We start from the raw sequence: 6,236 nt of genomic DNA on the forward strand, positions 1-6,236 counted from the left end.
CTAGATCGCCGTCCCCCTTTACGCCGAATTCGACGGCACCGTGACAAATCGCGAGAGCGCAGCACGCTGGCGTCGATCTGGCTGCCAACCGCGACGGGTTAGGGCGCGAAAAGCCCGTTCTACGACAGTGTCTGGTCGATGTTCGGACACCACTCGGATCACAATCCAGCCCTGGTCGTCGGCCATACCGAGCTTGTCGATGTCTTTGACGAACCGGCGGCGGTCGCTGCGGTGATAGTCACCGTCGTACTCCATCGCCACCTTGTACTCGTTCCAGCCCAGATCGAAGACGGCCACCAGTCGAGATCCGCGAAGCAGCGGTATCTGCGTGGTCGGTGCCGGCAAGCCGGCGTCGAGGAGCAGCAACCTCAGCCAGGTCTCCTTGGGAGACATCGCTCCCCCGTCGACCAACGGCAACGCAGCTTCCAGCCGTCGCAGACCCCGCACTCCTTTGTGACGCAACCTGAGCGCATTCACCTCGTCGATCGAAAAGGGTGTGGCGCGCATGAGCGCGTCAAGTCGCGCCACTGCCTCGCCGCGGGGCAGGTGCCGGCCCAAGTCGAATGCGGTTCGGGCGACCGTCGTCACCGGCAGGCGGCGCACCCGGGTGATCTCGTCAGCCTCGAGCATTTCGTTGCGCACCACCAGCCCACGCTGTGTCCGCGCGCTTTTGGCGATCAGCTCGATCGGGCAATCCCTGTCGACCCATGCTGCGCCGTGCAGTGCCGCGGCCGCTGCCCCGGCGATGACGGCCCTCCTACGCGACCAGAGCCAAGCCCCAAGAGTGCGATCGTCCAGCGATGGCTGGTGATACCGCGGCACATAGACGTCACGAAAAATCGGCTGATACCAGCGACGTAGTTGATGCTCGGTCAGCGCGGCATCGCGCAATGCCTCACTACCTCGAAAGACCTCGCCCATCGACCAATGGTCGCGTCGTCGCCGATATTGCGCCGACGCCCGTCCACACCTTCATCGAAATCGACACCAGCGCGCAGAAGTGCGAGAGGGCATCACGCTGGCGTCGATCTCGACGCCAGACCAGCTATTCCTCGTCGAGCGCCGCCAGCACCTCGTCGGACAAATCGACGTTGGTCCACACGTTCTGCACGTCGTCGCTGTCCTCCAGCGCGTCAACGAGTTTGATCACCTTGCGCGCGCCCTCGACGTCGACCGGCACACTGACCGACGGCTGGAAGCTGGCCTCGGCGGAGTCGTAGTCGATGCCGGCTTCCTGTAGCGCGCTCCGGACGGCAACCAGATCGGTTGGTTCGCAAACGATTTCGAAAGTCTCGCCGAGATCGCTGACATCTTCGGCGCCCGCTTCCAGGACGGCGGCCAAGACGTCGTCCTCGCTCAAAGTGTTCTTTTCCAGCGTCACCACGCCCTTGCGGGAGAACAGGTAGGACACCGACCCCGGGTCGGCCATGTTGCCGCCGTTACGGGTCATCGCGATCCGGACCTCGCTGGCCGCGCGGTTGCGGTTGTCGGTCAGGCACTCGATGAGCACCGCGACCCCGTTGGGCCCGTAGCCCTCGTAGGTGATGGTCTGCCAGTCGGCGCCGCCGGCTTCCTCGCCCGCCCCGCGCTTGCGGGCCCGTTCGATGTTGTCGTTGGGCACCGACGTCTTCTTGGCCTTCTGAATGGCGTCGTACAGCGTCGGGTTGCCGGCGGGATCACCACCACCGGTGCGCGCGGCGACCTCGATGTTCTTGATCAGCCGCGCGAACTCCTTGCCGCGGCGCGCATCCTTGACGGCCTTCTGGTGCTTGGTGGTGGCCCACTTGGAATGGCCGCTCATCAGCTACTACCTCTTCTATCGTTCACGATTCGCCTGCCGAGTCTACGTGGCGCCTGATTCCGCAGCGCCCAGCCTGACCAGCGGCAAGAAAATGTCGTCGGCGATCTCCTCGATCACCTCGCCGTCACACCGCGACAGCCGACTGCAAACTCTGCATTACCTTGGAAGTGTGACGACGCAGAGCCCCCTCCGAGCCGTACGTGAGGCGTTGGGCAGCAGCCTGTTCGAAATGGTCGCCGGTCCCAAGGGTCCGGCCGAGCGCGAGCGCATCCACCACACCCCGGGCCCCCGCTGGTTCGGCGACGACCGCCCGGTCCGTCGGGTGCACGCCGACGCGTCGATGTTCGTCGGCGGTTTGCGCGCCCTGCTGCTGCAGTCCCTGCATCCGCTGGCCATGGCCGGTGTCGCCGAGCACTCCAACTATCGCGAAGACCCATGGGGCCGGTTACAGCGCACCAGCACCTTTCTCGCCGAGACGACGTTCGGCTCCGCGGTCGACGCCCAGCGCGCCGTCGACCGCGTCCGGGGAATTCATCGGCGGGTACACGGCGTCGCCGCCGACGGCAGGGCATACACGGCCACCGATCCGCACCTGTTGGAGTGGGTGCACGTGGCCGAAGCCGACAGCTTCCTGCGCGCCCACCAGCTTTACGGCGCCGCCCCGCTGGATCAGGCCGGCCGGGACGGCTACGTCGCCGACATGGCCGAAATCGCGGCCAAGCTTGGCGTCATCGACCCGCCGCGCTCCGAACGCGAACTGGCGCAACGGCTCAACGACTTCCGGCCGGAATTGCGCAGCAGCGCGGCGGCTCGCGACGCGGCCCGTTTCCTGTTGTTGACGCCGCCGCTGCCGTTGGCGGCGCGGGCACCCTACGGCGTGCTGGCCGCCACCGCGGTCTCGATGCTGCCGTTGTGGGCCCGGATCCCGCTGCTGCTGCCGTACTTCCCGCCGGTGGAACTCACCCTCGTGCGCAGCATCGGGCGGGTCTTGGTAGGCGGTTTGCGGTGGGCGCTGCCCGCGCCGGGGTGAGCGAGGCTGGAGATTTCTGCCCTTCGCCCGTCAGACGTCATGGCCGGCCTGCATCGCCCGCTGACCCCGACCAGGTGCCGACGTCATCGAGGAGATCGGTCAACCGTGCCCAATGAGGTTGGTCCAGCGCAGACCGGGAAACCGCATGGAATCTGTATCCGCAGAGGCTATTTAGACTCCATGTTCGATCGCGATGCGTCAACAATGACATCGCCATGTCACGCGCGCGACGGCCTTGTGCATCGGCGCTGCGTCACACCCGCTCGTTGACGATGTCGACGAACAACTGGTGAATACGCCGGTCGTGGGTCACCTCGGGGTGAAACGCCGTCGCCAACACTGCACGCTGCCGCACCGCGACGGGATGCCCAGCGGCAGAGGCCAGCACCTGCACGCCCGCACCGACCCGCTCCACCCATGGCGCGCGGATGAAGACAGCGTGCACCGGCAGGTCGAGGCCGTCGAACGCGATGTCGCCTTCGAATGAATCGACTTGACGCCCGAAAGCGTTGCGCCGCACCGAGATATCGATGCCATTCAACGGAACCGCCTCGCGCCCAAGCGCACCCGCGTCCAGAATCTCGCTGGCCAGCAGGATCATTCCGGCACACGCGCCGTAGGCCGGCAGCCCGTCGGCCAGCCGGGCGCGCAGCGGCTCGAGCAACTCCAGCTCGCGTAGCAGATGACTCATGGTGGTGGACTCCCCGCCGGGAATCACCAGGCCGTCGACCGCGTCGAGTTCCTTACGGCGCCGCACCCTGATCGGGTCGGCTCCCGCGTCGCGCAGCGCCGCGAGGTGTTCGCGGACGTCGCCCTGGAGTGCGAGAACGCCGACGCGCGGGGCACTCACCGGTGCTCACTCGGGAAGCGAGTCAGCCCCTCCTGCATCACGGCGGCGACCATCTCGCCGCACTGGTTGAAGATCTTGCCCTGGCACAGCGCACGACCACCGCACGCTGACGGCGAGGACTGGTCGTAGAGCAGCCACTCGTCGGCCCGGAACACCCGCATGAACCACATCGCGTGATCCAGCGACGCCACCTGCAGGTGCTCGCGCTCGTCGAGATGGGTGACCTGCGCCGAGCCCAGCAGCGTCAGGTCGCTCATGTAGGCCAGCGCGCAGATGTGCAGCACCGGGTCGTCGGGCAGCGGATCGCGGTGCCGGAACCAGACCTGTTGCTGCGCGGCCTTGCCCGGCAGCCGGTGGACTTGATCGCGGGGGACGATGCGGATGTCCCATTCCTGGAACTGCTTGAACCCCTCGTCATCGAACACCTTCATCGACTTGAGCCCCGGCAGATCGTCCGGCGGCGGCGCCGAGGGCATCACGTCCTGATGGTGAACGCCCTCCTGGTCGGTCTGGAATGACGCCGACATGGAGAAGATCGTCTTGCCGTGCTGGATGGCGTTGACCCGCCGAGTGCAGAACGAACCACCGTCGCGCAACCGCTCGACGACGAAAACCGTCGGCGCCGAGGAATCTCCCGGCCGAATGAAGTAGCCGTGCAGTGAGTGAACCAGGAAATGTGGATCGACCGTGCGGACCGCGGACACCAGCGACTGGCCTGCGACCTGCCCGCCGAAGGTGCGCTGAAAATTCCCCTGTTCGGGACTGAACACGCAGCCGCGGTAGATGTCGACCTCGAGCTGCTCCAGATCGAGGATCTTTTCGATCGACACGGACTGTTTTTACCAGCCGCGCTGGGCGAGGCGATGCGGCTCCGGGACCTGCTCGACGTTGATACCGACCATCGCCTCCCCCAGGCCCCGGGACACCTTGGCCAGCACGTCGGGGTCGTCGTAGAAGGTGGTGGCCTTGACGATCGCCGCGGCGCGCTGCGCCGGATCGCCGGATTTGAAGATTCCCGAGCCGACGAACACCCCCTCGGCGCCAAGCTGCATCATCATCGCGGCGTCAGCAGGCGTGGCGATACCGCCCGCGGTGAACAACGTCACCGGCAACTTGCCGGCTCGGGCGACTTCCACAACGAGGTCGTAGGGGGCCTGCAATTCCTTTGCCGCCACGAACAATTCGTCTTGCGCCAGCGAGCCCAACCGCCGGATCTCGCCGCCGATCGCACGCATGTGCGTGGTCGCATTCGACACGTCGCCGGTACCGGCCTCGCCCTTGGAGCGAATCATCGCCGCACCCTCGTTGATCCGACGCAGCGCCTCACCCAGGTTCGTCGCGCCGCAGACGAACGGCACGGTGAACTTCCACTTGTCGATGTGGTGGGTGTAGTCGGCCGGGGTCAGCACCTCGGACTCGTCGACGTAATCCACGCCCAGGCTCTGCAGGATCTGCGCTTCGACGAAGTGCCCGATACGCGCTTTGGCCATCACCGGAATGGTCACCGCGGAGATGATGCCCTCGATCATGTCGGGGTCGCTCATCCGCGACACCCCACCCTGGGCGCGGATGTCGGCCGGCACCCGCTCCAGCGCCATCACCGCGACGGCTCCGGCGCCCTCGGCGATCCGGGCCTGCTCCGGTGTGACGACGTCCATGATGACGCCGCCCTTGAGCATCTCGGCCATGCCGCGCTTGACCCGCGCGGTTCCGGTCCGCCCGGTGCCGTTCGAGGAAGCGGAGCTATCCACTTTTGATCTCCTTTAACTGGTGTCAACCAATTCTAGAGGGCACAGCATGCCCGGTAGTCGTCGCCGTGAGCACTTCCCAAAACGCGAGCAGACGCAGACTCGTATTGCCAGGGCAGCTAACGTGCGAGTCTGCGTCTGCTCGCCACCGTCAACTGGCGACGCGCGGGCGGCTCAAATGGCGTGCAATCCGCTCCGCCAGCCGGGCAGGTTCCTGTCGAACGTCGTGCACCACAATCGGGATCAATATCCAGTCGAGCTCCTGGATCTTTCCCCATCGTGTCTTGTCCCGCAGCATCTCGCGGCGGCCCACGTGCCACTCGATGCTTTCGTACTCTGCGGCGACACGCACATCAGGCCACCCGAAGTCGACGCGCCACGTCTCCCCGTCACGACCGCGAATCTCGTGCTGCAGGATGGGGCGTGGCAGCCCGTGATCGATCATCACCAGCCGTGCTTCGCTTTCCATTGCCGACTCCGCCCTGGCGTCGGCGTATGCAAGCAGCTCTCGGACAGCGACGATGCCCCGTCGACCTCGCTGCTCGAGCACCGCCCGCTGCAGATCACCAGGCGTGCACCACCGAGAATGCAGCGCGGCGTCAAGGGTCGCCAGTGCCCTCGGCCGTCGCAACTGTCGTGCGATTTCGACAGCGGTCCACGCCGGCGCGGTGGCGAGGCGACCCGCTACTCGCTGCAGCGGGGCTCCGGTCCGTTGGTGCACCATCAGGCCGGTCCCCGAACGCATCCGCACGCCCGGGTCCAGGACATGAATGGCGGCCGTGTTCTCTACATCGAACCCATATAACG

General features: G+C 66.2%; 7 protein-coding genes. 1 reads left to right on the forward strand and 6 read right to left on the reverse strand.

Translation table 11 applies throughout. The features are described from left to right. Positions 1 to 18: 18 nt before the first annotated feature. Together ABDV69_RS19765 and ABDV69_RS19770 are read right to left on the reverse strand one after the other, a co-directional pair. Positions 19 to 921: a hypothetical protein gene (locus tag ABDV69_RS19765; RefSeq protein WP_343577419.1), complete on the reverse strand. Its 903-nt coding sequence runs from the start codon at positions 919 to 921 to the stop codon at positions 19 to 21. Positions 922 to 1,045: 124 nt separating this feature from the next. After that, positions 1,046 to 1,801 (reverse strand): YebC/PmpR family DNA-binding transcriptional regulator, encoded by a 756-nt coding sequence (locus ABDV69_RS19770; protein ID WP_343577421.1) that lies wholly within the window; start codon positions 1,799 to 1,801, stop codon positions 1,046 to 1,048. 229 nt (positions 1,802 to 2,030) lie between these two features. On the opposite strand from ABDV69_RS19770, the gene ABDV69_RS19775 reads away from it, so the two are divergent. Beyond that, a complete protein-coding gene (locus ABDV69_RS19775) occupies positions 2,031 to 2,831 on the forward strand; it encodes an oxygenase MpaB family protein (RefSeq protein ID WP_343577429.1) in 801 nt (266 codons plus the stop codon). A gap of 253 nt (positions 2,832 to 3,084) precedes the next feature. Here ABDV69_RS19775 and pdxT read toward each other — a convergent pair whose 3' ends face one another. The 4 genes from pdxT to ABDV69_RS19795 form a co-directional block, all read right to left on the reverse strand. Continuing rightward, positions 3,085 to 3,681 (reverse strand): pyridoxal 5'-phosphate synthase glutaminase subunit PdxT, encoded by a 597-nt coding sequence (gene pdxT, locus ABDV69_RS19780; protein WP_343577422.1) that lies wholly within the window; start codon positions 3,679 to 3,681, stop codon positions 3,085 to 3,087. Continuing rightward, the gene (tesB, locus tag ABDV69_RS19785) at positions 3,678 to 4,511 is read right to left on the reverse strand and encodes an acyl-CoA thioesterase II (RefSeq protein ID WP_343577424.1); all 834 of its coding nucleotides are present in this window, start codon (positions 4,509 to 4,511) and stop codon (positions 3,678 to 3,680) included. Before tesB ends, pdxT begins: the two co-directional genes overlap by 4 nt. Before the next feature lie 9 nt (positions 4,512 to 4,520). Beyond that, positions 4,521 to 5,432 (reverse strand): pyridoxal 5'-phosphate synthase lyase subunit PdxS, encoded by a 912-nt coding sequence (gene pdxS / locus ABDV69_RS19790; protein WP_343577426.1) that lies wholly within the window; start codon positions 5,430 to 5,432, stop codon positions 4,521 to 4,523. 148 nt (positions 5,433 to 5,580) lie between these two features. After that, a partial coding sequence (locus ABDV69_RS19795) for a hypothetical protein (protein WP_343577428.1) occupies positions 5,581 to 6,236 on the reverse strand: 656 nt, incomplete at its 5' end.

The organism is Mycobacterium sp. (assembly GCF_039583785.1).
Classification (GTDB): domain Bacteria; phylum Actinomycetota; class Actinomycetes; order Mycobacteriales; family Mycobacteriaceae; genus Mycobacterium.

What these genes read in the sequence shown, in the direction of transcription:
- ABDV69_RS19765 (WP_343577419.1), bottom strand. Translation starts at nt 921, where the DNA reads ATGGGCGAGGTCTTTCGAGGTAGTGAGGCATTGCGCGATGCCGCGCTG.
- ABDV69_RS19770 (WP_343577421.1), bottom strand. Translation starts at nt 1,801, where the DNA reads ATGAGCGGCCATTCCAAGTGGGCCACCACCAAGCACCAGAAGGCCGTC.
- ABDV69_RS19775 (WP_343577429.1), top strand. Translation starts at nt 2,031, where the DNA reads ATGGTCGCCGGTCCCAAGGGTCCGGCCGAGCGCGAGCGCATCCACCAC.